The sequence below is a fragment of the Bacillus sp. JJ1764 genome (assembly GCF_036962145.1).
Taxonomy (GTDB): Bacteria; Bacillota; Bacilli; order Bacillales; family Cytobacillaceae; genus Neobacillus.
The window spans coordinates 1-2,992 of the sequence record NZ_JBALNY010000043.1; the positions used below are offsets into that span (position 1 = coordinate 1).

Here is a 2,992-nt window from a genome sequence, read left to right on the forward strand (position 1 = left end):
TTCAGACACGGTTGCTCCTTTTATGCTAGTTTATGTCCGAAGGCGAGGTTTCTTCAGACACAGGATGCTCTTTTATGCAAGTTCATGTCTGAAGGCGTGGTTTCTTCCCTCTAAAACAGTCCTCCATTTAAATAACAATCTAATTCCCCGCACCTTCCACATTCTTAAACTGACTAGAAAACATCTGGTAATAGCGCCCTCTCTCAACCAGCAAGTCCTCATGATTCCCGGATTCAATGATCTGCCCTTTGTCAATAACCATAATATTATCAGCATCACGAATGGTGTTGAGGCGGTGGGCGATAATGAAGCTGGTGCGATTCTCCATTAATTTCAACAGTGCCTGCTGAATGTGAAGCTCTGTCCGCGTATCGATGCTGCTTGTCGCTTCATCTAAAATTAATAAGGAGGGTTTTGCCAACATGACTCTGGTAATTGCCAGCAGTTGCCTCTCACCTTGACTTAAGTTTCCGCCATTTTCTGAGAGTTCAGTCTCATATTGGCGCGGCAGCCTTCTAATAAAAAGGTCCGCTCCTGCCATTCTTGCCGCAGCTTCTACCTCGTCATCGGTGGCATTCGGCTTTCCATATTTGATGTTTTCTTTAATTGTTCCGGAAAATAAATAAGTATCCTGTAAAACAAAGCCGAAGCAACGTCGTAAGCTGTCCCTTGTATATTCCCGGATGTCTCGGCCATCTAATAGAATTCTCCCGCCAGTCACGTCATAGAAGCGGGTCAATAGATTCACGACCGTGGTTTTTCCTGCACCTGTTGGGCCGACTAGTGCCGTACTGCTGCCAACGTGAGCTTCAAAGCTGACATTCTTTAAAATCGGGACATCAGGTCGATAACCAAAGCTGACATTTTCAAACACCACATGACCCTTCGGATGTTCCAAGGAAATGGCACTTGCTTCATCCTTAGGCTCTTCTTGTTCGTCCATCATTTCAAAAACCCGTTCTGCCCCCGCAACTCCTGACTGAAGAATGTTAAAGATATTAGCAAGATCATTGAGCGGTCTGACAAACTGCCGTGAATAGGTGATAAAGCTGGCAATGGCACCAACTGTAATATGTCCCTTCACCGCAAGGATCCCCCCGACAATCGCCACAACCGTAAAGCCAAGATTATTAATCACGTTCATAATTGGCATTAAGAACCCTGACCAAATTTGAGCCTTAAGGCCGACATCACGAAGCTCTGTATTCACCTTCTCAAACTCTTCAATTACCTTTTCTTCATGGTTAAAAGCCTTGACCACTTCAATACCAGAAATGGTTTCTTCAATATGTCCGTTTAATTTTCCTAGCTGAACCTGTTGGTTTTTAAATAAGATACTGGTTCGTTTGGCTATGGTCCGTGTTAGTAAAAACACGAGCGGGACGGTAATCATGCTAGCCAAGGTTAAAATCGGACTTAATACCAGCATCATGATCAGCGACCCTGCGATAACAATCGCACCTGACATTAGCTGAGTCGTCGATTGGGAAATCGTACTGCTGACGTTATCCACATCATTGGAAAGCCGGCTCATCAATTCCCCATGGGTACGGGAATCGAAAAATGCAACCGGAAGCTTTTGCAGTTTTTGAAAAATAGAATCCCTTAATCGCTTCACAATCCGTTGGGAAACACCCGCCATTAGCCAGCCCTGGAGAAAGGTAAGGACAGCATCAGAAATATAAGCGATGGTAAGTACGATCATCATAATTTCCAAGAAGGTAAAATCGACTTTTCCATGCTTCAACGTCATGGTATCAATGGCTTTTCCGATGAGATAGGGATTCATCAAGACCAGTGCTGAATCGATTATAATAAATAAAAGAACCAGAGAAAGTTTGTTTCGCTCTTTCCCAAAATAGTACCAAAGTCTTTTTAAAGTGCCTGTAAAATTCTTCGGTTTTACTACTGGACCACGGCGATGTGCTACGCCCGGCCGCAGTGGAGGAGGACCCGGAGGATTGTTACGTTGCTGTTCTGTTCCATTTGCCATGTTACAGCGCCTCCTTGCCCATTTGCGAGCGGTAGATTTCCTGATAGATTTTGCACTCTGCCAATAATTCTGTATGGGTGCCCATACCAACGATTTCCCCATGATCGAGGACGATAATTTTATCTGCATCCAAAATCGAGGTGATTCGTTGGGCAATTTGAATGCAGGTCATTCCTTGCGCATACTTCCTTAAACCAGCCTTCATTTTCGCTTCAGTAGCGACGTCAACCGCACTGGTGCTATCATCCAATATCAAAATGTCCGGTTTCTTTAGTAAGGCTCTGGCAATGGACATCCGTTGTTTTTGCCCTCCAGAAAAATTGACACCGCTTTGACCTATGCGAGTCTCATAGCCTTCGGGCGCGACGGCAATAAAGTCAGCCGCGCAGGCAATTCTGGCCGCTTCTTCGATATCCTCCTGTGTGGCATCTTCTTTTCCCCAGCGGATATTCTCCGCAATACTTCCCGAAAATAAGATATTTTTTTGTGGGACAATCGCAATTTTCTCCCTTAACTTCTTAGGATTAATATAACGAATCTCCTCACCGTCAACCTTAATCGTCCCACTCAAGGCGTCATAAAAACGGGGAATCAGCCCAACTAACGTACTTTTTCCTGACCCGGTTGAACCTATAATGCCCACCATTTCACCTGGCAGAATGGTTAAGTTAATATTTTTTAAAACAGGCTCACCACCTGATTCATCATAGGAGAACGATACATTTTCAAAATCGATTCTTCCTGAGCCAGGTTGCAGTGTTTCCTTCTTCCACGTCAGATGGCTCTCCTGCAGAAAGACTTCATTGATCCTTCCTGCAGAGGCTCTGGCCCTGACAAACATATTGAAGACCATAGAAATCATCATTAGTGAAAATAGAATTTGCGTCATGTAGTTAATAAATGCGATGATATGACCAACTTGGATATCTCCGTTGTCTACTCCCCAGCCACCCAGCCAAATCACAGCGACAATACCCAGATTAACGGTAAGCATAATTG

At 44.4% G+C, this 2,992-nt stretch carries 2 protein-coding genes; both read right to left on the reverse strand.

From position 1 onward, the window contains the following. Positions 1-139 precede the first annotated feature (139 nt). Positions 140-1,993 (reverse strand): ABC transporter ATP-binding protein, encoded by a 1,854-nt coding sequence (locus V7083_RS06905; RefSeq protein WP_335476645.1) that lies wholly within the window; start codon positions 1,991-1,993, stop codon positions 140-142. Position 1,994: 1 nt separating this feature from the next. Further along, positions 1,995-2,992 (reverse strand): ABC transporter ATP-binding protein (locus V7083_RS06910; RefSeq protein WP_335476646.1); only part of this gene is annotated, 998 nt, incomplete at its 5' end.

Coding starts and splice junctions, on each gene's coding strand:
- V7083_RS06905 (WP_335476645.1), bottom strand. CDS start 1,993: ATGGCAAATGGAACAGAACAGCAACGTAACAATCCTCCGGGTCCTCCT.